This window comes from Flavobacterium xizangense, assembly GCF_054075145.1.
Window position 1 is genome coordinate 499,974 of the sequence record NZ_JBSIPG010000001.1, and the last position, 24,680, is coordinate 524,653.

Here is a 24,680-nt window from a genome sequence, read left to right on the forward strand (position 1 = left end):
CTTTCTTCTATTTAGCCCATTCATTAATCCAGTTAGAAACCGTCTGGCACCATTCATCATCATCATTCAAACAAGGAATTGCCAGGAACTCTTCTCCTCCTTTTGCTTCAAAATCTTCTTTGGCGCGCATTGCGATTTCTTCCAAAGTTTCTAAACAATCTGAAACGAAAGCTGGTGTTACAACCGCCAGTTTCTTGATTCCTTTTGCCGGCATGTTATCAATTTCAACATCTGTATAAGGTTCTAACCATTTGTCTCCCGCTAAACGCGATTGAAAAGTAAGACTGTATTTATCTTCAGGAAGTCCTAATAATTTAACAACTTGTCTTGTTGTTTCGTAACATTGGTGACGGTAGCAGAATTCATGCGCCGGAGATGGTGTATTACAGCATGAACCGTCAATTTTACAATGCGATTTGGTCACATCGGTTTTACGAATATGACGTTCTGGAATTCCGTGGTAAGAAAACAATAAATGATCATAATCAAAACCAATTAAATGTTTCTGAATAGAATCCGCTAAATTCTTGATGTAATCCGGTTTGTTGTAAAAAGCTGGAACATCTGTAAATTTCATGTGAGGGAATTTCTTTTTGCGAATTTCTTCGGCCTTTACTAAAATAGTTAAAGTTGAAGCCATTGCATACTGCGGATATAGTGGAAAAAGCATTACATCTGTAACTCCTTTATCACTTAATTCCTGAAGTCCTTTTTCAATGGTCATGCTTCCGTAACGCATTGCCAAAGAAACTGGAACGTTTACAAGAGGCTGAACCTTTTTCTGCATTCTTTCAGACAATACTACTAAAGGAGAACCTTCATCCCACCAAATTTTTGCGTAAGCGTGCGCAGATTCTTCTGGTCTTTTTCTTAAAATGATTCCGCGAACTAATAATGCTCTTAATAAATACGGAACGTCGATCACGTATTTATCCATTAAAAATTCATCTAAATAAGGTTTTACATCTTTTGGTGTTGGACTTTCTGGAGATCCAAGATTTACTAATAATACGCCTTTCATATTTTTTGCTTTTGGCTTTAAGCATTAGGCTTTAAGCTTTTTATTTGTTTTTAAAATTTTGTCAAAAGTAAACGCTGTACTTTATTCGAAATATGATAATTATTACTTTTTAATTATTGTAGAATATTTAAAATCGATTCTAGTTATTCGAGAAATTTTTCACGCAGATTTACACAGATTAAAGCAGATTTTATTTGATTAATTCGTCATCCCTATAGCTATTGGGAGTGGCGAAAAAATTTAAACATTCGCATTAATCGACATCAAATACTTCTTTGGAGTTGTGGCAAACTTTTTCTTAAACGCCGCAATAAAGTGACTTCCGGTACTGTAGCCAATTTTCAATCCAACTTCGTTTACATTATACGAACCGCTGTCTAATAGTTTTCGGGCGAAATCCATTTTGTAATCGAAAAGGAAACCATAAACTGTATCGCCGTAAATTTGTTTAAAACCCATTTTGAGTTTCTTTACGTTCAAACCAATTTCGTCTGCTAGTTCCTGCAATCCTGGCGGTTCAGCCATATTCGCAATTATGATTTCTTTGGCTTTTCTGATTTTTAAAACATTGTCTTCATCAATCAAAAACGGACATTGTTCTGCATTTGGATCTTCGGTTCTATTAAAATACAAACTCAATAATTCGTATCCCTTTCCTTTGTAATAAAGGTTTTTTATAGACGGATGAAGGTTATAATGGAACAACTGACTCAGCACAATCGCCATTGACGGACTTATATTTCCTTCGTTATAATACTTTTTATCCTTATTATCAGGACTTAAAAACGTAATATAATCGGCTTCGGCAGAAAACAAAGCGTGAAATTTTTTGATCGAAACAATTACCGAAATCACCCACGAGTTTGGTGCCAATTCTAAATTAAGCGGTAATTCTTTCTGAGGGTTGTACAAAAGCAACGATTTTTCTTCCTTTAAATCCAAAGCATAAGAACCTTGATTGAATAAAAATTTAGCATTGCCTTTTATCCCGAAGTGAAACTGTATCAGACCAGTACCTATTTCATGCTGCGCATAAAATGGCTCTAAACTGTCATTTTGAAAACGGATAAGCGTAAAGTCGTCTTCAATTTTTATAACTTCTTGAGAACTCATAGCGATATTTTTTTTTAACTAAAATCAAAACTAACGCGAAATCTTATTTAGAATCACTCTAAACTAATCACTTGAAATGAGTTGATTTTGCTACAAAAATAGTCCTTTTTACTCAAAAACACCTATTTAGGTTCAAAAAAACATACAGCGACATAAAAAGTACTTTTAGCGTTATTTTTATCGATGGTATAGTAATAATTTTGTTGCACTTTTATGAAAGTGAATTTATGGAAAACAATAACGTACCGAAACACCTTTATTTTTATTCAGTTGGTCTGAGTTATAAAAAAGCTGATGCTGAGGTCAGAGGTCAATTTAGTTTGGATGCAGTTGCGAAGACTCGTTTACTGGAACAAGCTAAAAACGAAGGAATAGAAAGTTTAATAGTTACTTCAACCTGCAACAGAACCGAAATCTACGGTTTTGCAGAACATCCATTTCAATTAATAAAATTGATTTGCGATAATAGCAACGGCTCTGTTGACGCTTTTCAAAGAGTTGGTTTCGTTTACAAAAATCAGGAAGCAATCAATCACTTATTTCGTGTAGGAACTGGTTTAGACAGTCAGATTTTAGGTGATTTCGAAATTATATCCCAAATTAAAACGTCTTTTATCCATTCAAAATCTTTAGGTCTGGCGAATGCTTTTCTGGAAAGATTAGTGAATGCGGTAATTCAGGCGAGCAAAAGAATTAAAACGGAAACAGAAATTAGTTCAGGTGCTACTTCGGTTTCTTTTGCATCGGTACAATATATTTTGAAGAATGTTGAAGATATCAGCAACAAAAACATTTTACTTTTCGGAACTGGAAAAATCGGAAGAAATACTTGTGAAAATTTAGTAAAACATACTAAAAACGAACATATTACTTTAATCAACAGAACGAAAGATAAAGCAGAAAAATTAGCAGGAAAGTTAAATCTGATTGTTAAAGATTATTCTGAATTACATTTAGAGCTTCAAAAAGCTGATGTTGTAGTTGTTGCAACTGGCGCGCAAAATCCAACGGTTGACAAAGCAATTCTGAATCTTAAAAAACCGATGTTAATTTTGGATTTATCTATTCCAAAAAACGTTCATGAAAATGTTGAGGAATTGGAAGGTGTAACTTTAATTCACATGGATTATTTGTCGCAATTGACAGATGAAACTTTGGAAAACAGAAAATTACACATTCCGGCGGCTGAAGCGATCATCGAAGAAATCAAAGAAGAATTTGTAATTTGGATGAAAGGCAGAAAATTTGCCCCAACAATTAATGCCTTAAAAGAAAAATTAAACGCGATAAAAGCTTCGGAATTGGATTTTCAAAGTAAAAAAATTGCTGATTTTAATGAGGAGCAAGCTGAAATCATTAGTAATAGAATCATTCAGAAAATCACTACTCATTTTGCAAATCATTTAAAAGACGACGATACCATGGTAGACGAAAGCATCGAATGGATCGAAAAAGTCTTCAAAATAAAAGCATCTTAATTTAATATTTTACCATTAAGACATTAAGTAAATTAAGGCCAAGCTTTGTCAAGTGAATTAAGCCGAGCTATTTTATAAACACAAAGCTTAATTAACTCACTATCTTAATGGTAGAAAAAAAACAATACGTTCTATGACAAAAAGAGGTTACGTAATTGGCTTATAAAATTACAGGTTTTGCTATAAAAAGTGCACAAAGCTTTGGGACCTGGACTTTTAGAAAGTATAAATGAGAATTGCCTCCAATATGAATTAGAACAAAACGGATATGATGTAAAACAACAATTATCTGTTAAGGTTGATTATTACGATCTTGAATTTGAATCAGATTTAAGAATAGATTTACTAGTAAATGATTGTGTCGTTCTTGAATTAAAAGCAATAGAAAATTTATTACTAATTCACGAAGCCCAATTATTAACATACATGAAATTATTACAAAGACCACAAGGTTTACTAATAAATTTCAACACAACAAATATCACAAAATCAATGAAACCTCTTGGAAATGATTATTTCGCAAGATTAATAGATTAAATTTAAACCATTAAAACATTAAGAAAGTTAAGCTTAATTTTCTTAACAAAGATTGACTTAATTTTATTAATGCCCTTAATGGTAAAAAACAAAACATGGCTGAAAAAACAATCAGAATTGGAACGCGCGATAGCGAATTAGCACTTTGGCAGGCACATACTGTCGAGAAAAAACTAAACGATTTAGATTATAAAACTTCAATTGTTGCAGTTAAATCTCAAGGCGACATTATTCTGGACAAACCTCTTTACGAATTAGGAATCACCGGAATTTTCACCAAAACACTTGATATAGCTATGATCAACGGCGATATTGATATTGCGGTGCATTCTATGAAAGATGTTCCAACGGCTTTACCAAAAGGCATTGTTCAGGCTGCGGTTTTGCCAAGAGCTAATGTTTTAGACATTTTGGTTCATAAAGGAAATCCTGATTTTACAAATCCAAGTACAATTGCAACAGGAAGTTTACGTCGCCAGGCCCAATGGTTTAATAAATATCCAAATCATACCGTTGTAGATTTACGCGGAAATGTGAATACGCGTATGCAGAAGTTACAAGACAATGATTGGGACGGAGCTGTTTTCGCAGCTGCAGGTCTGGAGCGAATCAACTTAAAACCAGAAAATTACATTAATTTAGATTGGATGATTCCGGCGCCGGCTCAAGGAGCGATGCTAGTTGTAGCAATGGAAAATGACAATTATACATTGGATGCGCTTTCACTTCTAAACGATATTGAAACTGAAGTCTGTACACATATCGAACGTCAGTTTTTGAGAACGCTTGAAGGTGGATGTACAGCGCCAATCGGAGCTTTGGTAACTTATAATGAAGATGAAGATACTTTGCATTTTCAAGGTGTTTTACTTTCTATTGATGGAAAACAAAAACTCGAAATCAACAAAACCGTTGATATTTCAGAATGGAAAAAATTAGGTTTCAACTCAGCTCAGGAAATTTTGAATAATGGCGGAACCGAATTAATGCAGAAAATCAAAGAATCCCTGAAGAAATAATGGCAAATCCAGTTCAAATAGTATCAACTAAAATATTATCTCCTCTTCATAAGCAAGAACTAATGAAATATGGCGTCGAAGTAATCGAAGCCGATTTCATTAAAACTGAAAACAAAGCTTTCGAAGTAAAAGACCTCAACGAAAGTTTAATTTTTACAAGTCAAAATGCTGTTCAAAGTGTTTTATCAGATCCAAAATCGGAAGAATTAAAAAAGAAAAACGTATACTGCGTTGGACTTAAAACCAAAACTTTATTGACAGATAACGGATTTAATGTTGTGGCTTACACAGGCTATGCTGCGGATTTGGCTGAAATTATCACTTTGATTTATGGCAATGAAAGCTTCACTTTTTTCAGTGGAAATTTAAGAAGAGATACTTTGCCAGTAGCTTTACAAGAAAACGGAATTAAATTCAATGAAATTCAGGTTTATGAAACTACGCTTCAGCCTCAGAAAATAAAAGCAAATCCTGAAGCAATTTTGTTTTTTAGTCCGTCTGGAGTTAAAAGTTATCTGAAAGACAATACTATAAACAAACAAATCTGCTTTTGTATTGGCGAAACCACTGCAGAAGCTTTATCAAAAATCACAAAAAATATCATCATCGCAGATCAGCCTACAATTGAAGACGTGATCGAAGATGTAATTCAAGAATACAAATAAAAAACCTTTGCAACTTTGTCACTTTGCGACTTTGCAACTAAAATAAAAACTCATGTTAAAAAACGACCTATTTTTAAAAGCATTAAAAGGAGAAACAGTTCAGCGTCCACCAGTTTGGATGATGCGTCAGGCAGGAAGATATTTACCTGAATTTAGAGAACTTCGTGATAAATACGATTTTTTCACACGTTGCGAAACTCCAGAATTAGCAGCTGAAATCACGGTTCAGCCAATTCGAAGAATTGCTCCGGATGCCGCTATTTTATTCTCCGATATTTTAGTTGTCCCACGCGCAATGGGAATTCACGTAGAATTGAAAGATAATTTGGGTCCAATTATTCCCAATCCAATTCGTACAATGGAACAAGTGAATCAGGTTTTTGTTCCAGATGTAAATGAAACATTAGGTTATGTATTTGACGCTGTGAAATTGACTAAAGAAATGTTGAACGATGAGGTTCCGTTAATTGGTTTCGCAGGTTCGCCTTGGACAATTTTCTGTTATGCTGTTGAAGGAAAAGGTTCTAAAAGTTTTGATACTGCAAAAGGATTCTGCTTTTCAAACCCAGTTGCGGCGCATACTTTATTGCAAAAAATCACAGATACAACAATTTTATACTTAAAAGAAAAAGTAAAATCGGGAGTAAATGCCGTTCAGATTTTTGATTCTTGGGGAGGAATGCTTTCTCCTGTTGATTATCAGGAATTTTCATGGAAATATATCAACCAGATTGTTGACGCTTTAGCTGAAATTACTCCGGTTATTGTTTTCGGAAAAGGTTGTTGGTTTGCTCTTGGCGATATGGGTAAAAGTAAAGCTTCTGCATTAGGAGTTGACTGGACTTGTTCGGCTAGAAATGCTCGTTATTTGTCTGGTGGAAACATTACTTTGCAAGGAAATTTCGATCCATCAAGATTACTTTCGCCAATTCCAACTATCAAGAAAATGGTTCACGAAATGATCGACGAATTCGGAAAAGATAAATATATCGTAAATTTAGGTCACGGAATTTTACCAAATATCCCTGTAGATCACGCAAAAGCGTTTATTGACGCGGTGAAAGAATACGGGAATTAGTATGCAGTTTTCAGATTTTACTGCGACTGAAAACTGCGACTGAAAACTAAAAATCATGCTCAACAAAGGTTTAAGAGACGAAGAAAAAATTAGAATTGATAACGTTCTTAAAACGTTACGAACTCTTCTTTTTGTTCCTTATCCTTTGAATGCTTTACAAAAAACGGAAATTGAAAATCAACTCAAAGAATTCGGATTAAACCTTGAAAACTTAGTTGGTTTTTCGAATGAAGATTTAATTACTTTCTTGATTCGTCTTTCCTTTGATTGGGAACAATTAGAACAATTTGCCGATGTTTTAGTTGAATTTTCTAAAACTGAAAACTATAATTTAGATAATAAAGCTTTGGCCGTTTATCAATATATTCAGGCAGAAAGCAAAATTTTTTCTTTCGGAATCAATACTAAAATTGCTTCTCTAAAAAACAAATAAAAATGGGTTTTACAGATTGGAAAACAGACCGAATTGAAAATATTCTTCCTAAAGAGTTTTATAAACTGATTGATAAGAATAAAAAGCACATTGGAAAAACTTTCCCTGTAACGCTGGCTAATTGTGACTCACCAGAAAAAGCAGAAAATTTTATCTCCGTTAATAAAGATAAGGAAAGAAATAGCGAAGGATATTATTTCTTCGCCCGAGATATAAAAACAAATAATCTAATTGGTTATTTATGTGTAAAAAGGATCGATTATCGCATTTCAAAATGTGAATTAGGTTATTTTATTGACGAAGATTTTCAGGGAAAAGTAATTACATCCAAAATGGTTTCTGATGCACTCGATTTTTGTTTCAACAAATTGAAAATGAACAAAATTTTCATCTGTACTTCAGAAATAAACTTAGCAAGCCAACGAATTGCATTAAAACACAATTTTAAACAAGAAGGAATTTTAAGAGACGAATTTAGGAACGGTGATGGCACATTGCAAAATTCCGTTTATTTCGGATTACTAAAATCAGAATACAATTTACAATGAAAGACAAATTTTACGCATACATACAAAATTTACAAGACCAAATCTGTGCTGGATTAGAAGCTGTTGACGAAACTACAAAATTCCGTGAAGATCTTTGGAAACGTCCGGAAGGCGGCGGTGGAAGAACACGTGTTATTGAAAACGGAAATGTTTTCGAAAAAGGCGGTGTAAACATTTCAGCCGTTCACGGAAAACTTCCAGAAACGATGCAAAAGATGTTTAATGTTGGCGAAGCCGATTTTTTTGCCTGTGGATTAAGTTTGGTTTTACATCCGAAAAATCCAATGACTCCAACGGTTCACGCAAACTGGCGATATTTTGAAATGTATGACGAATCTGGAAAAGTAATCGAACAATGGTTTGGTGGCGGACAAGATTTAACGCCTTATTATCTGTTTGAAGAAGATGCGAAACACTTTCATCAAACTTGTAAAACGGCTTGCGATAAACACAATCCGGAGTTTTATCCGAAATACAAAAAACAGTGCGATTCCTATTTCTGGAATGCGCATAGAAATGAAGCTCGAGGAATTGGGGGTTTATTTTTTGATTATTGCAAAGCAAATGAATCAATGTCAATGGAAAATTGGTATAACTTTGTAACTGAGGTTGGTAATAGTTTCCTGGAGGCTTATGTTCCAATTGTAGAAAGAAGAAAAAATCTTCCTTATACTCCACAACAAAGAACTTGGCAGGAAATCCGTCGTGGCCGTTATGTGGAGTTTAATCTGGTTCACGACAAAGGAACTTTATTCGGATTAAAAACGAATGGAAGAATTGAAAGTATTTTAATGAGTTTGCCTCCGCACGTGCAATGGGTTTATGATCATCATGCAGAAGCAGGAAGTGAAGAAGAAAAATTAGTAAATGTGTTAGAAAACCCACGTGAATGGATGTAAAACTGATTTATATAGCGTTTTTTGCAGGCGTTTTTGGGTGTTTCGCTCAAAACGATTCTCTGCAAAATCCCTATTTTAAATCATATAATGATAAAATTACAGCCAGTGTTTATTATTTAGACACTTCAAATAGTTTTCAAATTACATCAGATAATCAGGATCCGAAGATATATCTTGATCTCATTCCCAATCGCAAAGAGCAAATCGGTTTTAGTTTAAATTACAAGATTATTGATATTACGATTGGTTTTGCTCCGAAATTTCTTGGCGGAAATACCGGAGACTCCCATTCTAAAAACTTTAATTTCAACACCCGTTTTTATTATAAAAAATGGATGCAGTCCTTAACTTTTATCAATCAAAAAGGGTTTTATGTCAGTGATGATAATTTTACTGCGCAAATGCCCAATATGCGAAGTACAAAAATTGGCGGATCGACTTCCTATGTTTTTAATGACAAATTCTCATTTAAAGCATTGGTAAACCAAAACGAATGGCAAACCAAAAGTTCTGGAAGTTTTATTCCGAATTTTTCTTTTTATTACACAAACATAGATCTAAATACGCCCGATACAACACCTGGAGATATTTACGTATTTACTTTAATGCCCTCATATTTTTATAATTTTGTAATAAGCGATCGCGTTTTAATTGGAGCAGGAATTGGTTTGGGTGCTGGAATCAATGATGTTGACGGAGATACCTCAGCGTTATATCAAGCCGATTTAAATTTAAAATTAGCGTATAATCAAGATCGTTTCTTTGCTTTTGCAAGTCTGAATGCGGTAACCTTTGATCAGGACGAAAAAGTAGATCCGAGATTGAACGACAATATTGTCACTTTAAAAATTTCTGCAGGTTATCGATTTAATCCACCAAAAAAGGTAAAAGAAGTATACGACAAGGCAAATGAGAAAATAGGGCTTTAAAAAGCCTTCAAAATAGCAAAAACAAGCATAAGCAGGGATTTCTAATAATTAAAAATCGTTATTATGGAAAAGACAGATGTAAAAACGACACAATTAAATCGTATGCATTCCGGAAAAGGCTTTATCGCCGCACTTGATCAAAGTGGCGGAAGCACTCCAAAAGCTTTAACACAATACGGTATACAGGAAAGCAGTTACACGAATGATCAAGAAATGTATACACTTGTTCATGAAATGCGAACAAGAATTATAAAGAGTCCTGCGTTTGATAGTCAATATATTCTCGGGGCAATTTTGTTCGAAAATACAATGGACCGCAAAATCGACGGACAATGGACGGCCGATTATTTGTGGGAGAAAAAAAATATAGTTCCGTTTTTAAAAGTAGACAAAGGCCTTGCTGATCTAAATAATGGAGTTCAAATAATGAAGCCGATTTCTAATTTAGATGAATTACTGACGCGCGCTGTAGAACGAAATGTTTTTGGAACTAAAATGCGCTCAGTAATTAAAGAAGCCAATCCAGCCGGAATTCGAGAAGTTGTTGAACAGCAATTTGCAGTTGGTTTGCAAATCTTCGAAAAAGGATTAATTCCGATTATCGAACCGGAAGTAGATATTTATAGTTCTGATAAAGAAAAATCAGAAGAAATTCTAAAAGAAGAAATCTTAAAAGCACTTAACAAACTTGATAAAAATGTAAAAGTGATGCTGAAACTTTCGATTCCAACCGTGAATAATTTCTATAGTGATTTAATGGCTGATCCGCATGTTGTGCGTGTCGTTGCGCTATCAGGAGGTTATTCCCGTGATGAGGCCAATAAAAAGCTTTCGCAAAATCAAGGATTGATTGCCAGTTTCTCAAGAGCATTATCAGAAGGACTTTCGGCCGGACAATCTGATACCGATTTTAATAACGAGTTAAGTCACACAATTAAAAATATTTACAAAGCTTCAATTACATAAAAGCTTTAGAAAATAAAACACAAAAATGAATAATTTCAGGATAAAACCTGAAACTTTAAACTTTAAACAAATTAAAATGTTCCCATTACAAAGAAACCGTCGTTTAAGAACCAATGAATCTATTCGTTCATTAGTTCGCGAAACAAGTTTAAGTCCGCAGGATTTTATGCTTCCAATGTTTGTTGCTGAAGGAAAAGACATAAAATCGGCCATTCCATCTATGCCTGGAATTTATCGTCATTCATTGGATAACACAATCAAAGAAGTTAAAGAAGCTTGGGATTTAGGAATCAAAGCGGTAAATATTTACGTAAAAGTCAGCGACAATTTAAAAGACAATAAAGGTACTGAAGCTTGGAATAAAGATGGTTTGATGCAACAAACAATCCGTGCAATTAAAGATGCTGTTCCGGAAATGATTGTAATGCCCGATGTTGCTCTTGATCCTTATTCAATTTACGGTCATGACGGAATTATCGAAAACGGCCAGTTAATCAACGACGCAACTGTTGATGCCTTAACAAGAATGAGTTTAAGCCACGCTGAAGCCGGTGCCGATTTTGTAGCGCCAAGCGACATGATGGACGGACGAGTTTTGGCAATCAGAAAAGCTTTGGAAGAAAACGGACATCACAATGTTGGCATTATGAGTTACAGTGCAAAATATGCATCTGCGTTTTACGGACCATTTCGTGATGCGTTAGATTCTGCTCCGGTAGATTCACAAAATATCCCAAAAGACAAGAAGACATACCAAATGGATTATGCCAACAGAATTGAAGGAATTCGTGAAGCATTATTAGACGTTGAAGAAGGTGCAGACATCGTAATGGTGAAACCGGGAATGGCTTATTTAGACATCGTTCGTGAGGTAAAAAATGCCGTTCACGTGCCGGTTGCGGTTTACCAAGTATCTGGTGAGTACGCAATGGTAAAGGCCGCAGCAGAAAGAGGGTGGCTTGATCATGACAAAATTATGATAGAGCAACTTTATTGCATTAAGCGTGCGGGGGCTAGTATCATCTCCACTTATTTTGCAAAAGAAGCTGCAGTAATTTTAAATAAATAAAATGAAAAAAGCAGTATTCTTAGCCGCCGTTTTAGCATTTGCTTCATGCAAAAAAGAGAGTCAGGAACCTTTCGGAAAATCATCTGAAAGTACAACAGAAACTTCTTCCGAAGGCGAATCGGCGAAAGCCCAAACTCCAGTTGATTTAGGAAAAGAAATTTTTGAAGGAAGAGGAAATTGTACTTCTTGCCATCAACCTGATCAAAAAGTTATTGGACCAAGTATTCAGGAAATAGCAAAAATCTACAAAGACAAAAAAGGTGACATCTCCACTTTCTTAAAAGGAAACGCAGATCCAATTGTTGATCCGAGTCAGTTTGCAGTAATGCAGACTAATTTTGCAGTAACCAAAGAAATGTCTGATGAGGAATTAAAAGCTATAGAAGCTTATATTTATAGCTATTCAAAATAACTTGATCTTATCATAAAATAAAAAACGGCGCTTATTATAGCGTCGTTTTTTATTTATACAGTTTTCGCAAAAATTAAATCTTGAAGTTAATTAATCCTGATGACATACTGTTGTCACAACTCAGATTTAATTTTGGGTCATTAAACAATAAATTTAAACATAATGTACAATCAAGAATTCAACGTAATCGGGATTTCAATTAGAACAACAAATGAAAATGGGCAATCAGCAAAAGATATTCCGGCACTTTGGAATACTTTTATATCAGAAAGTATCGCAGAAAAAATTCCAAACAAAATTTCACAGGATATCATTTGCATTTATACAGATTACGAAAAGGATCACACTAGACCTTATACCACAATTTTAGGCTATGTGGTAGACAATCTGAATAGTATTCCGGAAGGAATGACAGGAATAACAATTCCAAATTCTAATTATAAAAAATTCACACCAAAAGGGAATTTGGCCGATGGAATTGTCTATAACGAATGGCTAAAAATATGGGAATTAAATCTGGAACGAACTTTTACAAGTGATTTTGAAGTTTATGGCGCAAAAGCTCAAAATCCAGAAAATGCTGAGGTTGACATTTATATTGCTATTAAATAAAAAAAAACGGCGCTTATTCAGCGCCGTTTTAATATTTATAAGATTACCAGATTTTAACTCTTTTCTCTGGTTCAAGATACATAGCATCTCCTGGTTTAATTCCGAAAGCTTGGTAAAAAGCATCTAAGTTTTTAATAGGCACAACCGCTCTGTACATTCCTGGAGAGTGCGGATCTGTTTTAACTTGGCTCTTAATTGCTTCATCTCTAGATTTTGTTCTCCAAACAGTAGCCCAAGAAATAAAGAAACGCTGTTCTGGAGTAAATCCGTCAATTAATCCTGGATTTCCATTTGCTTTCAAATACAATTGTAAACCATCGTAAGCAGCATTTGTTCCTCCTAAATCTCCAATGTTTTCACCCAAAGTAAATTTACCATCAACGTGAATTCCTGGCAATGGCTCTAAAGCACTGTATTGCGCAGCAAGATCTCCTCCAAGAGCAGTAAATTGCTTTAAATCATCAGCTGTCCACCAGTCAACTAAATTTCCATCTGCATTGTAACGAGCACCAGAATCATCAAAACCGTGAGAGATTTCGTGACCGATAACTGCTCCAATTCCACCATAATTTACAGCAGCATCAGCTTGGTAATTGTAGAAAGGTGGCTGTAAAATCGCCGCTGGGAAAACAATCTCGTTATAAGATGGGTTGAAATAAGCATTAACTGTTTGCGGAGACATACCCCACTCTGTTTTATCAACAGGTTTTCCAAGTTTAGCTAAATTGTCAGCATAAGCCCATTTTGAAATATTTTTCATATTATCAAAATAAGTTCCACCTTCTTTAACATCTTTAAGCTCTAATTTTGAATAATCTTTCCATTTATCTGGATATCCAATTTTAACCGTTAATTTTTTTAATTTTTCAATCGCTTTAACTTTAGTTTCAGCAGACATCCAAGGCAACGCATTGATTCTGTTTTCATAAGCCAACATTACATTAGCAATCATGTCTTTTGCTTTTGCTTTTGCTTCAGCAGGGAATAATTTCTCTACGTAAAGTTTTCCTAAAGCTTCTCCCGTTGAGGTATTGATAACCTGTAAGGCAACTTCTTCGCGCGGACGCTGTTTTAAAGCTCCAGTTAATGTTTTACCATAGAAATCAAAGTTTGCATTTTCGATATCTGTAGTCAAAGTCGAAGCCGCTCTGTTTAATAAAGACCATTTTAAGTATTCTTTCCAAGCGTCAACTTTCTTTTCAGTAAAAGTTTTTTCTAAAGCGATCATGTAACGAGGCTGTGCCACATTTACAGTATCTAATTTTGCCATTCCAATTCCTGTGAAATATTTTTCCCATTGAATTGATGGTGTATTCTTTTTCAAATCAGCAACAGCTGTTGGATTGTATTGTTTTCTTCTGTCTCTTCTTTCAACACGATCCAATCTTGGCGCAGACATTTCAACCTCCAAAGCCAAAATTTGTTTTGCACTTTCTTTTGCTTTAGCAGGAGATTCTCCAATGTACTGCATCATACGAGCAACGTGAACTTCGTATTTTTCACGTTTTTCTTTGGAATCTTTATCATCAGAATTGTAGTAATCTTTATCAGATAATCCAAGAGTTCCAGGTCCTAAAGTAACAGAGTTTTTATTACTGTTTTTAGCATCTGCACTAACATAAACTCCAAAGAAACCTGATCCGCCAGAAAGCTGCATTTCAGTGATATAGTTTTGAAGATCTGCAACATTTTTAATGGCATCGATTTTCTTCAAATAAGGCTGAAGTTGTGTAACTCCTCTTTTATTTCTTCCAACAGTATCCATGATAGTGTTAAATAAAGCGATTGCTTTACCTTGGTCAGTATTTGATTTATACTTCGGATTTTTCGAAGCTTCTTTCAAAATAGCAAGCGAATTCTCGTCTGTCTTTTGACGCAATTCATTAAAACTTCCCCATGAATTTCTATCACTAGGAATTTCAGTTTTGTCTAACCAAGCTCCGTTTACATAACGAAAAAAGTCCTGGCTTGGACTTACTTTAGTATCCATATTGGCAATATTGATACCTGGTTCTTTTGGTTTTGCATCTTGAGCTTGAACTGCTGTTATCGTTAACATTGCAGAAACTACACAAAACATTGGTTTAGTAAGCTTTTTAATCATTATAATTTATTGTTTTAGTATATATACAAACATATTGTTATTATTTTGAATACTATGTTAAAATTTTCCAATAATTAAAACTCTTCTTTAATATTAAATCTCCGAATAGAATACAGCTAAAAATTTCATTAATAATTTGTGAGATTTATACTCAATTTTTGAAATTGTTTTTGGAATATTTGTCAAAAGAAAAATCATCAAAGTGAAAGCAAAAATTCAAAATGCAGTTTCGGGAAAAGTTGACGCAATTGGACTTCCAATTTTAGCTTTATGCTGGGTAAGTTTTGGTTGGGGAACAACCTGGCTTGCATCAAAAGAAGGTGTAAAACATATGCCAGCACTTCAACTGGCCATGATTCGTCAGTTTTTAGCCGGACTAATCTATGTTGGTTATTTTATTCTGAAAAAAGAACCCTGGCCAAAAGGCAAACAATGGGGAACCATTTTAATTCTTGCCTTCTTGAATTTTGTTTGCAGCAATGGTTTGAGTACTTGGGGCGTGAAATACATCAGCAGCGGACTTGGCGCAATAATCAGTGCTATTTTTCCAATTTGGATTATCATTATTAATTTTTTCAATGGTGAGAAAGTTGCAAAACTAGCCATAACAGGAATTCTAATCAGTTTTGGTGGCATCTGTATTATTTTCATTGATCATTTGACTGACTTTTTCAAACCAGATTTTCAATTCGGAATCCTTTTGACTATTATTTCAACCATTACATGGGCGTTTGGAATTTTGTTTATCAAGAAGAAAGCAGCGAGTTTTAATCCTTATTTCAGTTTAGGTCTTCAAATGCTAATTTCAAGTTTCATTCTTTACGGAATTACTGAGCCTTTAGAGATGAATATTTCGCTTGCCGAAATTCCACCCACTTCATGGTGGGCAATTGGCTATCTGGTAATCATTGGTTCTGTATTAACTTTTATTGCTTTCATATATACCCTGCAGCATCTTCCAACCGAAATCAGCAGTATTTATGTTTACATTAATCCAATTGTAGCTATGGTTTTAGGCTTCTTAATTTTTGGAGAAATGCTGACACAAGCCATAATTATTGGTAGTGTGGTTACTTTGTCAGGAATATATCTGGTGAATAAATCCATCCGAAAAAACAAAGCTTAAATGAAATTCTAATAAGCTGTTAAAAAGCTTTAAGAGTAAGTATTTTAAAATGCTCTTTTCGTATTTTTGCGCCAAATTATTTTTATGAAATCGCTTCTATACAAATACCGCAAATTCTTTATTGTTTTAATTGTATTTTCGGTTGTTACGATATCGTTATTTTATTCGGCTTTAAAACCACAAAAAACACTTCCAATTTACAATCCTTCTGATGTAAATCCAGAATTAGTTGACAGTACGATTCAATATAAAAGCAAATATCACACAATTGCTGATTTTTCGTTCGTAAACCAAAATGGCGATACGATTACTCAAAAAAATTACGAAGGAAAAATCTATGTTGCCGATTTCTTTTTTACAACTTGCGGTTCTATATGTCCAAAAATGTCAACCAATCTTGTTGATGTTCAAAAAGCAGTTTTAAACAATCCAAAAGTAATGCTGCTTTCACACACGGTATTTCCAGAAGTCGACAGTGTTTCGGTTTTAAAAGAATATGCGATAAAATATGGTGTTGTAGACAGCAAATGGAATTTGGTTACGGGCGATAAAAAAGAGATTTACACTATGGCCAGAAAATCATATTTGGCAGTTAAACTTGGACGACCAGATCAACTTTATGATATGGTTCATACTGAAAATTTCGTTTTGGTTGATCAAAAAAGACGTGTTCGCGGTTTCTATGACGGAACTAACAAAGAGGAAATCAAACGTCTTTTAGAAGACATTGATTTCTTATGTAAAGAGTAAATCCCTTATTTTTAGAAAGATTTAGCATATTCAAAAGTGTTAAATGCCTTGAAATAAAGAATTATTGCCTACTTTTGCAATCTAAACTCAATCTAAATAAGCTTGCAAAATACAATTCACACTCTGAAAAAAGGCGAGAAAGCCATTATCAAAGATTTTGATATCGATCTTATTCCTCTAAAGTTGTTAGAAATGGGTTGTTTGCCGGGCAGCTTCGTTGAATTGCTTCAAATTGCTCCTTTTGGAGATCCATTATATTTAGACATTAACGGTTCGCACGTTGCGATTCGTATCGAAACAGCTCGTGAAATTGAAGTTGAACTTATCAAAAGCAATTTATAATGAGTGTTCAAAATATTAATGTTGCCCTTATCGGAAATCCAAATACGGGAAAAACCTCGGTTTTCAATCAACTGACTGGTTTAAATCAGCAAGTTGGGAATTATCCCGGAATTACGGTTGAGAAAAAAATGGGATTTTGCAAACTTCCCCATAACATCAAAGCCAATATTTTAGACTTACCAGGAACGTATAGTTTGAATGCCAGTTCAATGGACGAAAGCGTAGTAATTGAACTTTTGCTAAATAAAAACGACAAATTATATCCGGATGTTGCCGTTGTGGTGACAGATGTCGAAAATCTGAAAAGAAATTTACTGATTTACACTCAAATAAAAGACCTTGAAATTCCAACCATTTTAGTGATAAACATGTCCGATCGTATGGAAAGAAAAGGAATTTCATTAGATATTCCGTTTTTAGAAGAAAAATTAAAAACTAAAATTGCTCTGGTAAGTTCCCGAAAAGGTTTAGGAATTGATGCTTTAAAGGAATTAATTGTTTCATACAAAACCATTCCGCATGAACCTTGTCTTAACGCTTCGGTAATTGACGTAGAATATTTCAAAAAACTGCAACACGCATTTCCTAATCAATTGTTGTACAAACTGTGGCTTGTAATTACACAGGATGTCAATTTTTCTAATTTGGACAGAAATGAAATCAGAAGCACTTTTACCAAATCACATTCTGAATTAAAACGTCTTCAGCAAAAAGAAACTATCAAACGTTATCAATTTATCAACGACGTTTTGAAAGAAGGATTAAAAATCGATGCATCGATGGCAAAAGACATTCGTGCAAAACTGGATCGTGTTTTAACACATAAGGTTTGGGGCTACCTTATTTTCTTTGCGATTTTATTTTTGATTTTTCAATCGATATTCAGCTGGTCAACAATTCCTATGGATTTCATTGACAGCACTTTTGCATCTTTTAGCGCTTGGGCTGCCGAAACATTACCAAGTGGCATTTTAACCGATTTACTTTCGCAGGGAATTATTCCGGGAATTGGTGGCGTGATTATTTTTATTCCTCAAATTGCCTTTTTATTCTTGTTCATTTCAATTTTGGAAGAAAGCGGTTATATGAGCCGTGTTGTTTTTTTAATGGATAAAATAATGCGCAAATTCGGGCTTTCAGGAAAAAGTGTTGTGCCTTTGATTTCAGGAACTGCCTGTGCAATTCCGGCAATTATGGCAACCCGAAATATTGAAAACTGGAAAGAACGATTAATTACAATCTTGGTAACACCATTTACAACTTGTTCGGCAAGATTACCTGTTTATGCTATTATTATTTCGCTGGTAATTCCGAGTACACGTGTTTTTGGAATATTGAATCTTCAGGGATTAACCTTAATGTTTCTCTATATTCTTGGATTTGCAACTGCAATTCTATCCGCTTATATTTTGAATAAGGTTTTAAAATTAGAATCAAAAACGTATTTCGTAATCGAAATGCCAAGTTATAAATTGCCTCTTTTTAAAAATGTCGGAATCAATGTTGTGGAGAAAACCAAAGCATTTATTGTTGGCGCCGGTAAAATCATTTTAGCCATTTCTGTTATTTTATGGTTCTTGGCTTCGTACGGTCCTGGAAAAGATTTTAATGAAGCCGAAAGCATTGTAAAAGAAAAATTTGCAGAAACTACACTAAACGAAGTTCAGTTTGAAAATGAAGTAGCTTCACAAAAACTAGAAAACTCTTATATCGGATTAATGGGAAGAGCAATCGAGCCGGCAATTGCACCTTTAGGCTACGATTGGAAAATTGGGATTGCATTAATCAGTTCATTTGCAGCGAGAGAAGTTTTTGTTGGAACACTTGCCACCATTTACAGCGTTGGAGATACGGATAACGAATCGACTATAAAAAGCAAAATGCAACAGGAAATTCATCCAGAAACAGGTCAAAAAGTATTTAATTTTGCAACCGGAATTTCATTATTGCTGTTTTATGCCTTCGCAATGCAATGTGCCAGTACATTAGCCATTACAAAAAAAGAAACCAACTCGTGGAAATGGCCGGCAATGCAACTGGTATTTATGAGTGGACTTGCCTATTTTACTGCGTTAATCGCTTATCAACTATTAAAATAAAGCGTCATGTTTCAAGAAATTATAGCTTTCGCGATATTAGGATTTGCCGTTGCGTTTCTGATTAAGAAATTCTTCTGGAAATCTAAAAAGAAAAAAGACTGCGGTGATGGAAATTGTGGGTGTTCTTAAAAAAAGATACTGACATTCTAGAGAAATTTCAAAAAAGCTTCACGAGATTAAAATTCTTTGCGAAGCTTTTTATTTTTTCAAAAAACTTTTCTAAAAGAAAAATGTCTTATTTTAATGATTTTAAAGCTTTTATTGCGCATTTATTAGGAATGGTAAATTTATTTTTACATCAATAAAACTACATTAAAAATGACAAACTTTGAAAAAGAAGAAATTGTAAGAGACAACAGAGTTGCTAGATTATTATGGTTTTCTTTTGGATTTTTATGCGCTTTCGCAATAATGTGCCTTTTAAAATTCAAATAACAAATCAACATTAAACCTTTTTGCAACTATAATAGAATATCTCATTTAAAACAAAAAAGCAATTTCAGAATTTGAAGTTGCTTTTTTGTTTATTTGAAACGAATTGTCTGTCGAAAACTATTTCACTCCTTCCCACTCGGCATAAAATTGAGCTAGAAATGTTTCCATAAAATGATGTCTTTGAGCTGCAATTTCTTTGCCTTTCTCGGTATTCATTTTATCCTTCAAAAGCAAAAGCTTTTCGTAGAAGTGATTAATAGTTGGAGCATTGTTCTTTTTATACTCTTCTTTCGTCATGTTTGTTATTGGAGCAATTTCAGGATCATATAAAGCTCTGTTTTTAAATCCACCATAATTAAACGCTCTCGCAACGCCAATAGCGCCTATTGCATCCAAACGATCCGCATCCTGAACAATATCCAATTCGACAGAAGTAAACTTCTTTTCAAAATTTCCGCCTTTATAAGAGATATTTTCAATAATATTTACAACATGCTGAATGATGTCTTCTGAAACATTTTCTGTTTCTAAAAACGCACGTGCTGTCTTTGGGCCAATTGTTTCGTCTCCGTTATGGAATTTGCTATCAGCAATATCATGCAACAATGCACCAAGCTGCACAATCGTAATATCACAATCTGTATCTTTTGCAATTAGTAAAGCATTTTTATAAACGCGTTCAATATGAAACCAATCATGTCCGCCTTCAGCATCGTTTAATTTTTCTTTTACAAAAGCAATTGTTTTGTTTATTAAGGATGTATTCATAAGTGCATTTTGAAATTTTTGAGTCCTTTTAAAGCCTTCTGTTTTATTCGAGATTAAACTGCTTTAATCAGATCTTAATCGGTATTTTATAAAAAATGTTGATTGCAAAAAGCTGGTAAGCCTCTAACAATCAACATGTATTTATGTTTTATTTTAAATCGCAACTTTGTTGCGATTTAAAAAATCTACATTAAAAACTTTTAAAATTAAAGTCTAGCTGGCTCTACCCATTTGAAGATATGACCTTCAGCAGGAATTACCAATCTTTCAGAAATTCTAGCCATACGACTTGGTAATTTCATCAAATAATCACGTGCTTTTTCGGCTTCATCTGTCAAATTAGAAATTTTATCAATTTCCCATTTAGTGATCAACTTTTGCATAATGTCAACGTAATCATTTGCAGTGTAAACACCAATACGTTGCGCTGAATCTGAAAACTGCTCAAAGGCAGAACTGATCTTTTGACCAGATTCTCTTAAAAAGTGAGCCGGCATCACGATTTTTTGCTTCATCATGTATTGAAAAGCAAGCATCATTTCACTTGGATCAACCTGAAAAATTCTAGTAACAAACTCGCTGTATGCATGATGATGACGCATTTCGTCGCCTGCAATCATTTTACACATTTTAGACAACTTGTTATCTCCAAATTTCTTAGCCATCTGTGCTACTCTATTGTGGGATACGTAAGTTGCTAATTCCTGAAAACTAGTGTACACAAAATTTTTGTATGGGTCAGTTCCAGTTCCAATATCAAACCCATCGTTGATTAAGTGCTGTGTTGTCATTTCGATTTCACGCATATTCACACGACCAGACAAATACAAGTATTTATTTAAAAGATCTCCGTGGCGATTTTCCTCTCCAGTCCATTGTCTGATCCATTTTGACCATCCATTTCCGCCGTTTTCAATCTGATCTATTCCTTCTACATCCATTAACCACGATTCATACGTAGGCAAAGCTTCCTCAGTGATGGTATCACCAACAAGCGTAACCCAGAAATCATATGGTAATTCTTTAGCAATTTCACGCAATTCTTTAACCTCTTCAAAGAAATTTTCTCCTTCAGAATTAGGCAAGAAATCTGACGGCTGCCAAATTTTTTCCACTGGAATTAAATACTGTTCAACGAAGCTATCCACGTTTTTTTCCAAAAAATGCATTACTTCTAATCTAATGTTTTTTATAGACATTACTTATTTTTGATTTGGGATTTAAGTTTCAGCACTTTGGCTAAAAACAAAAATCTATTTATACTCGTTTACTCCTTCTACTACGGCCTTTTCTGTCAAAGCCATTAATTCCGCAAAATCATAATCTTTTACCGCCATTGCTTTGTGAGCTGTAAAAGTTAGATTATTTCCTAAACCAACAGGAAACATTCCATAGCGAACCATTTTCCATGAATTATTGATACTCACCGGCACAACATAAGCTGATGGTGCATATTTACATAAGATTTTTAAACCGCTTTGGGCAAATTCTTTAGGCTTTCCAGTCTTGCTGCGGGTTCCTTCCGGAAAAATAACTGCAGATCTGGTATTTTTTTCGATATATTCAGACAAGCCTTTGATTACAGGAATCGCTTGTTTAGGGTCTTTACGGTCAATAAGCACCGATCCACCATGTTTCAAATTGAAAGAAACACTTGGGATTCCGCTTCCTAACTCTTTCTTACTTACAAATTTACAATGAAAACGTCTAAAGTACCAAATCATTGTGACGATATCGTACATACTTTGGTGATTAGCAACAAAAATGATTGGAACTCCTGTCGGAATACCCTCTACTCCTGTAACTTTATATGTTGTTCCAACAAGATTTGTACATCTTAAAAGGCAAAGATTCAAATAATCGACACTTTTTTTGTGTGCCTGATATCCAAAAACATTTAAGCAAATCCATTGTATCGGATGAAAAACCACCAAACACAATCCAAAACATAAATAGTAAATAACAGATATTGGGTACGAAATTATCTTTTGCATGCCTGAAAAATTAATTGCCAAAAGTAGTAAATATATTTTTAGCCTTATAAAAATTGAAAACAATAACTGTTTTTCTCGTTTAATTGTACCTTTGCGGTAAAATTTGCAAATTTTTTCTGAACTAAATGAGCTTTACTTACCCTAAGAATGAACGCTTAAAAAGCAAAACGACAATTGGATTACTATTTTCTGAAGGAAAATCGGTGTCAAAATATCCACTTCGTTTGGTTTATCGTGAAGCGCAAGAAAATTCAGAAGAAAAAATCAAACTTGGCGTTTCGGTTTCTAAAAAATATTTCAAGAAAGCCGTTGACCGAAATTACTTCAAAAGAGTGCTGCGAGAAACCTATCGATTAAACAAACATTTGCTTTTAGATCAACTCGATCAGCCGTATTCGATTATGTTTTTTTATCAGACAAAAGACAAATTATCTTACCAGGAAATCAATACCAAAACGATTCAGTTGTTTGAGAAATTTTTACAGCAAGTCAATAAAACCTCAGATTCTGAAAACAAACCAGAATCACAGAGCCCCTTATAATCAATCAGTTTGAAATGCTCGATTGAGATTAGTCTGTCCGAATAATCGTAATTGATGATTTATTCTTATTTTAGTACTTTATAATTTAAGATATTTCACAATTATGTATCCATATTTCAAAAAGAAATTCATTATACCGACCGTTGCGGCAGGGCTTTTATTTGTTGGAACCAGTTTCAAAGAAGACTTTTTTGAAATTGCGAAACAAATAGAAATCTTCACAACATTGTTCAAAGCTGTAAACACAAATTATGTTGATGAAACCAATCCTGGCGACTTGATGGATAAAGCCATTAAAAGCATGTTGGGAAGTTTGGATCCTTACACAGTTTACTTTAACGAACAGGATGTTGTGAATTTCAAAATCAACAATACTGGAGAATATACCGGAATTGGTGCTTTGATTTCCAGAAAAAAAGACCGTTTGATTGTTCGCGAACCGTATAAAAATTATCCTGCAGACAAAGCGGGACTAAAAGCGGGCGACGAAATTATTCAGATTGGCGATGTTTTGATAGCCGATTATAAAGATGATGCTTCGCAATTAATGAAGGGAACCAAGAATACAAAAATCCAGATCAAATACCTTCGCCAAGGAAAAACCAATACAACAGAATTGATTTTGGATGAAGTTGATATTAAATCGGTTCCGTTTTACGGGAAAATTGATGATAAAACAGGTTACATTGTTCTTTCTCACTTTAGCCGAAAAGCTGCAGCTGAAGTAAAAGACGCTTTGGAAAAATTAAAAGCAGACGGAGCAACTCAAATTGTATTAGATTTAAGAGGAAATCCGGGAGGTTTATTGAACGAAGCGATTGATATATGTAATTTATTTGTTCCGAAAAACGAAGTAATTGTTACAACAAAATCAAGAATTGAAAAACACAATAATACTTATAAAACGACCAAAGAACCTGTTGATACTGAAATTCCATTAGCGATTTTGGTCAATGGAAGAAGTGCATCGGCATCTGAAATTGTTTCCGGAGCATTACAGGATTTGGACCGTGCTGTGATTTTAGGAAGCCGCAGTTTTGGTAAAGGTTTGGTTCAGCGTTCAGTTGACCTGACTTACGGAACACAACTTAAAGTTACTATTTCCCGCTACTACACTCCTTCAGGACGTTGTATTCAGGCATTAGATTATGCACATAAAGACAAAAATGGTGTAGCTCAACGAACGGAAGCAAAAAACTTTAACGCTTTTAAAACCAGAAAAGGAAGAACGGTTTATGATGGCGGCGGTGTTTTGCCTGACATTGAATTGGAAGAAACTAAAATGAGTCCGATTACAAGTGCATTATTAAAAAACGACGGTATTTTCGACTATGCAACTACTTATTATTATAAAAATCCAAACTTAGGAGAGAAAATTCCGGTTCTTACTGATGCTGACTACGCAGGTTTCAAACAATATTTAAAAACCAATAAAATCAGTTTTGACACCGAAACTGAAGTTGCGTTGAAAAATACGCTAGCAGCAGCAAAAAACGAAAAAATCGATGAAACAATTGCTCCGGAATATCAGCAATTGCTAGTTGCATTGGAAAAAAGCGAAAACACTTTACTGGATAAAAATCAAAAAGAAATCAGAAATTTAATTCAGGAAGAACTCATCAAAAGATATCAATATCAAGAAGGCCTTTATCAATTTTACCTTAAAAACAATTCAGAAATTAAGAAAGCGGTTAGCGTTTTAAATAATCAAACTGAGTACAAAACGATTTTAAAAATGTAA

At 34.2% G+C, this 24,680-nt stretch carries 26 protein-coding genes; 20 read left to right on the forward strand and 6 right to left on the reverse strand.

Going from position 1 to position 24,680, the window contains the following annotated elements; genetic code table 11:
• Positions 1–7: 7 nt before the first annotated feature.
• Together hemH and ACWA1B_RS02100 are read right to left on the reverse strand one after the other, a co-directional pair.
• Positions 8–1,021 carry a ferrochelatase gene (gene hemH, locus ACWA1B_RS02095; RefSeq protein WP_456904253.1) on the reverse strand — a complete coding sequence of 338 codons (1,014 nt, stop codon included), beginning with the start codon at positions 1,019–1,021 and terminating at the stop codon, positions 8–10.
• 240 nt (positions 1,022–1,261) lie between these two features.
• A complete protein-coding gene (locus ACWA1B_RS02100; RefSeq protein WP_456904254.1) occupies positions 1,262–2,134 on the reverse strand; it encodes a helix-turn-helix domain-containing protein in 873 nt (290 codons plus the stop codon).
• Positions 2,135–2,361: 227 nt separating this feature from the next.
• Here ACWA1B_RS02100 and hemA point away from each other — a divergent pair, with 227 nt between their 5' ends.
• The 13 genes from hemA (at position 2,362) to ACWA1B_RS02165 (ending at position 12,779) form a co-directional block, all read left to right on the forward strand.
• Positions 2,362–3,612: a glutamyl-tRNA reductase gene (hemA, locus tag ACWA1B_RS02105; protein WP_456904255.1), complete on the forward strand. Its 1,251-nt coding sequence runs from the start codon at positions 2,362–2,364 to the stop codon at positions 3,610–3,612.
• A 189-nt stretch (positions 3,613–3,801) separates the two neighbouring features.
• Positions 3,802–4,149, forward strand: coding sequence for a GxxExxY protein (locus ACWA1B_RS02110; RefSeq protein WP_456904256.1), 348 nt, complete (start codon positions 3,802–3,804; stop codon positions 4,147–4,149).
• 95 nt (positions 4,150–4,244) lie between these two features.
• Positions 4,245–5,168, forward strand: a complete 924-nt coding sequence (hemC, locus tag ACWA1B_RS02115; RefSeq protein WP_456904257.1) for a hydroxymethylbilane synthase — start codon at positions 4,245–4,247, stop codon at positions 5,166–5,168.
• Positions 5,168–5,833 carry a uroporphyrinogen-III synthase gene (locus ACWA1B_RS02120; RefSeq protein ID WP_456904258.1) on the forward strand — a complete coding sequence of 222 codons (666 nt, stop codon included), beginning with the start codon at positions 5,168–5,170 and terminating at the stop codon, positions 5,831–5,833. The genes hemC and ACWA1B_RS02120 overlap by 1 nt, the downstream gene beginning before the upstream one ends.
• 52 nt (positions 5,834–5,885) lie before the next feature.
• Positions 5,886–6,911, forward strand: coding sequence for a uroporphyrinogen decarboxylase (gene hemE, locus ACWA1B_RS02125; RefSeq protein WP_456904259.1), 1,026 nt, complete (start codon positions 5,886–5,888; stop codon positions 6,909–6,911).
• 55 nt (positions 6,912–6,966) lie between these two features.
• Positions 6,967–7,344 (forward strand): hypothetical protein, encoded by a 378-nt coding sequence (locus ACWA1B_RS02130; RefSeq protein WP_456904260.1) that lies wholly within the window; start codon positions 6,967–6,969, stop codon positions 7,342–7,344.
• Positions 7,345–7,346: 2 nt separating this feature from the next.
• Positions 7,347–7,892: a GNAT family N-acetyltransferase gene (locus tag ACWA1B_RS02135; protein WP_456904261.1), complete on the forward strand. Its 546-nt coding sequence runs from the start codon at positions 7,347–7,349 to the stop codon at positions 7,890–7,892.
• Positions 7,889–8,791: an oxygen-dependent coproporphyrinogen oxidase gene (gene hemF, locus ACWA1B_RS02140; RefSeq protein ID WP_456904262.1), complete on the forward strand. Its 903-nt coding sequence runs from the start codon at positions 7,889–7,891 to the stop codon at positions 8,789–8,791. Before ACWA1B_RS02135 ends, hemF begins: the two co-directional genes overlap by 4 nt.
• Positions 8,782–9,720, forward strand: a complete 939-nt coding sequence (locus ACWA1B_RS02145) for a DUF4421 family protein (protein WP_456904263.1) — start codon at positions 8,782–8,784, stop codon at positions 9,718–9,720. Before hemF ends, ACWA1B_RS02145 begins: the two co-directional genes overlap by 10 nt.
• 63 nt (positions 9,721–9,783) lie before the next feature.
• Entirely contained in the window at positions 9,784–10,686 is a 903-nt protein-coding gene (locus tag ACWA1B_RS02150; RefSeq protein ID WP_456904264.1) for a fructose bisphosphate aldolase, read from the forward strand.
• A 76-nt stretch (positions 10,687–10,762) separates the two neighbouring features.
• Positions 10,763–11,755 (forward strand): porphobilinogen synthase, encoded by a 993-nt coding sequence (gene hemB, locus ACWA1B_RS02155; protein ID WP_115887722.1) that lies wholly within the window; start codon positions 10,763–10,765, stop codon positions 11,753–11,755.
• Between the two features lies 1 nt (position 11,756).
• Complete coding sequence (locus ACWA1B_RS02160; RefSeq protein ID WP_456904265.1) at positions 11,757–12,167, forward strand: c-type cytochrome; 411 nt, start codon at positions 11,757–11,759, stop codon at positions 12,165–12,167.
• A gap of 162 nt (positions 12,168–12,329) precedes the next feature.
• Positions 12,330–12,779: a GyrI-like domain-containing protein gene (locus ACWA1B_RS02165; protein ID WP_456904266.1), complete on the forward strand. Its 450-nt coding sequence runs from the start codon at positions 12,330–12,332 to the stop codon at positions 12,777–12,779.
• Between the two features lie 43 nt (positions 12,780–12,822).
• Here the strand turns inward: ACWA1B_RS02165 and ACWA1B_RS02170 are convergent, their stop codons facing one another.
• Positions 12,823–14,883: a M13 family metallopeptidase gene (locus ACWA1B_RS02170; protein WP_456904267.1), complete on the reverse strand. Its 2,061-nt coding sequence runs from the start codon at positions 14,881–14,883 to the stop codon at positions 12,823–12,825.
• 202 nt (positions 14,884–15,085) lie between these two features.
• Here ACWA1B_RS02170 and ACWA1B_RS02175 point away from each other — a divergent pair, with 202 nt between their 5' ends.
• The 5 genes from ACWA1B_RS02175 (at position 15,086) to ACWA1B_RS02195 (ending at position 19,329) form a co-directional block, all read left to right on the forward strand.
• Entirely contained in the window at positions 15,086–16,009 is a 924-nt protein-coding gene (locus ACWA1B_RS02175) for a DMT family transporter (protein WP_456904268.1), read from the forward strand.
• Positions 16,010–16,093: 84 nt separating this feature from the next.
• Positions 16,094–16,759: an SCO family protein gene (locus ACWA1B_RS02180; RefSeq protein ID WP_035652604.1), complete on the forward strand. Its 666-nt coding sequence runs from the start codon at positions 16,094–16,096 to the stop codon at positions 16,757–16,759.
• Between the two features lie 102 nt (positions 16,760–16,861).
• Complete coding sequence (locus tag ACWA1B_RS02185; protein WP_456904269.1) at positions 16,862–17,101, forward strand: FeoA family protein; 240 nt, start codon at positions 16,862–16,864, stop codon at positions 17,099–17,101.
• The gene (gene feoB, locus ACWA1B_RS02190; protein ID WP_456904270.1) at positions 17,101–19,200 is read left to right on the forward strand and encodes a ferrous iron transport protein B; all 2,100 of its coding nucleotides are present in this window, start codon (positions 17,101–17,103) and stop codon (positions 19,198–19,200) included. The genes ACWA1B_RS02185 and feoB overlap by 1 nt, the downstream gene beginning before the upstream one ends.
• A gap of 6 nt (positions 19,201–19,206) precedes the next feature.
• A complete protein-coding gene (locus ACWA1B_RS02195; RefSeq protein ID WP_456904271.1) occupies positions 19,207–19,329 on the forward strand; it encodes a FeoB-associated Cys-rich membrane protein in 123 nt (40 codons plus the stop codon).
• A 423-nt stretch (positions 19,330–19,752) separates the two neighbouring features.
• Here the strand turns inward: ACWA1B_RS02195 and ACWA1B_RS02200 are convergent, their stop codons facing one another.
• The 3 genes from ACWA1B_RS02200 to ACWA1B_RS02210 form a co-directional block, all read right to left on the reverse strand.
• Complete coding sequence (locus ACWA1B_RS02200; protein ID WP_426483470.1) at positions 19,753–20,403, reverse strand: HD domain-containing protein; 651 nt, start codon at positions 20,401–20,403, stop codon at positions 19,753–19,755.
• A gap of 206 nt (positions 20,404–20,609) precedes the next feature.
• Positions 20,610–21,602, reverse strand: coding sequence for an acyl-ACP desaturase (locus tag ACWA1B_RS02205; protein WP_456904272.1), 993 nt, complete (start codon positions 21,600–21,602; stop codon positions 20,610–20,612).
• 54 nt (positions 21,603–21,656) lie between these two features.
• Positions 21,657–22,397, reverse strand: a complete 741-nt coding sequence (locus ACWA1B_RS02210; protein WP_456904273.1) for a lysophospholipid acyltransferase family protein — start codon at positions 22,395–22,397, stop codon at positions 21,657–21,659.
• Between the two features lie 125 nt (positions 22,398–22,522).
• Between ACWA1B_RS02210 and rnpA the strand changes: the two genes are divergently transcribed.
• Both rnpA and ACWA1B_RS02220 read left to right on the forward strand, forming a co-directional pair.
• The gene (rnpA, locus tag ACWA1B_RS02215) at positions 22,523–22,939 is read left to right on the forward strand and encodes a ribonuclease P protein component (RefSeq protein WP_456904274.1); all 417 of its coding nucleotides are present in this window, start codon (positions 22,523–22,525) and stop codon (positions 22,937–22,939) included.
• A 103-nt stretch (positions 22,940–23,042) separates the two neighbouring features.
• Positions 23,043–24,680, forward strand: coding sequence for a S41 family peptidase (locus ACWA1B_RS02220; protein WP_456904275.1), 1,638 nt, complete (start codon positions 23,043–23,045; stop codon positions 24,678–24,680).

Bases quoted from the DNA above. Each gene is read 5' to 3' on its own strand.
- ACWA1B_RS02160 (WP_456904265.1), top strand. From the start codon at position 11,757: ATGAAAAAAGCAGTATTCTTAGCCGCCGTTTTAGCATTTGCTTCATGC.
- ACWA1B_RS02100 (WP_456904254.1), bottom strand. From the start codon at position 2,134: ATGAGTTCTCAAGAAGTTATAAAAATTGAAGACGACTTTACGCTTATC.
- ACWA1B_RS02180 (WP_035652604.1), top strand. From the start codon at position 16,094: ATGAAATCGCTTCTATACAAATACCGCAAATTCTTTATTGTTTTAATT.
- hemC (WP_456904257.1), top strand. From the start codon at position 4,245: ATGGCTGAAAAAACAATCAGAATTGGAACGCGCGATAGCGAATTAGCA.
- ACWA1B_RS02170 (WP_456904267.1), bottom strand. From the start codon at position 14,883: ATGATTAAAAAGCTTACTAAACCAATGTTTTGTGTAGTTTCTGCAATG.
- rnpA (WP_456904274.1), top strand. From the start codon at position 22,523: ATGAGCTTTACTTACCCTAAGAATGAACGCTTAAAAAGCAAAACGACA.
- ACWA1B_RS02120 (WP_456904258.1), top strand. From the start codon at position 5,168: ATGGCAAATCCAGTTCAAATAGTATCAACTAAAATATTATCTCCTCTT.
- hemA (WP_456904255.1), top strand. From the start codon at position 2,362: ATGGAAAACAATAACGTACCGAAACACCTTTATTTTTATTCAGTTGGT.
- ACWA1B_RS02145 (WP_456904263.1), top strand. From the start codon at position 8,782: ATGGATGTAAAACTGATTTATATAGCGTTTTTTGCAGGCGTTTTTGGG.
- ACWA1B_RS02195 (WP_456904271.1), top strand. From the start codon at position 19,207: ATGTTTCAAGAAATTATAGCTTTCGCGATATTAGGATTTGCCGTTGCG.
- ACWA1B_RS02135 (WP_456904261.1), top strand. From the start codon at position 7,347: ATGGGTTTTACAGATTGGAAAACAGACCGAATTGAAAATATTCTTCCT.
- hemF (WP_456904262.1), top strand. From the start codon at position 7,889: ATGAAAGACAAATTTTACGCATACATACAAAATTTACAAGACCAAATC.
- feoB (WP_456904270.1), top strand. From the start codon at position 17,101: ATGAGTGTTCAAAATATTAATGTTGCCCTTATCGGAAATCCAAATACG.
- ACWA1B_RS02165 (WP_456904266.1), top strand. From the start codon at position 12,330: ATGTACAATCAAGAATTCAACGTAATCGGGATTTCAATTAGAACAACA.
- ACWA1B_RS02220 (WP_456904275.1), top strand. From the start codon at position 23,043: ATGTATCCATATTTCAAAAAGAAATTCATTATACCGACCGTTGCGGCA.
- ACWA1B_RS02210 (WP_456904273.1), bottom strand. From the start codon at position 22,397: ATGCAAAAGATAATTTCGTACCCAATATCTGTTATTTACTATTTATGT.
- ACWA1B_RS02200 (WP_426483470.1), bottom strand. From the start codon at position 20,403: ATGAATACATCCTTAATAAACAAAACAATTGCTTTTGTAAAAGAAAAA.
- hemE (WP_456904259.1), top strand. From the start codon at position 5,886: ATGTTAAAAAACGACCTATTTTTAAAAGCATTAAAAGGAGAAACAGTT.
- hemH (WP_456904253.1), bottom strand. From the start codon at position 1,021: ATGAAAGGCGTATTATTAGTAAATCTTGGATCTCCAGAAAGTCCAACA.
- hemB (WP_115887722.1), top strand. From the start codon at position 10,763: ATGTTCCCATTACAAAGAAACCGTCGTTTAAGAACCAATGAATCTATT.
- ACWA1B_RS02130 (WP_456904260.1), top strand. From the start codon at position 6,967: ATGCTCAACAAAGGTTTAAGAGACGAAGAAAAAATTAGAATTGATAAC.
- ACWA1B_RS02150 (WP_456904264.1), top strand. From the start codon at position 9,784: ATGGAAAAGACAGATGTAAAAACGACACAATTAAATCGTATGCATTCC.
- ACWA1B_RS02205 (WP_456904272.1), bottom strand. From the start codon at position 21,602: ATGTCTATAAAAAACATTAGATTAGAAGTAATGCATTTTTTGGAAAAA.